1 protein-coding gene is annotated in these 240 nt (G+C 44.2%); it reads right to left on the bottom strand.

The annotated features are described in order from the left end of the window. Positions 1-10: 10 nt before the first annotated feature. A partial coding sequence (locus tag Q4528_RS15755; RefSeq protein ID WP_512701008.1) for an anaerobic C4-dicarboxylate transporter family protein occupies positions 11-240 on the bottom strand: 230 nt, incomplete at its 5' end.

Raw genomic sequence — 240 nt, 5'->3', positions numbered from 1 at the left:
AGCCAAGCGCTTATAAAATAATACCAGCCAATATAAAGCCAAGGATAACTGAGCTAGTAATAGTGGCCACGCCTGGAACAAAGAAAGGATGGTTAAATACCCACTTACCAATACGAGTAGAACCAGTATCATCCATTTCTACCGCCGCCAATAGGGTTGGATAAGTTGGCAATACAAACAGTGCGCTAACTGCTGCAAAAGAGGCAATTGCCGCTTCTGGGCTTACCCCTAACATAAAGG

This window comes from Staphylococcus pasteuri (assembly GCF_030547725.1).
In the GTDB taxonomy this organism is placed as follows: domain Bacteria; phylum Bacillota; class Bacilli; order Staphylococcales; family Staphylococcaceae; genus Staphylococcus; species Staphylococcus pasteuri.
The sequence above is the reverse complement of the archived record's forward strand: the minus strand, read 5'-3'. Positions and strand labels throughout refer to the sequence as shown.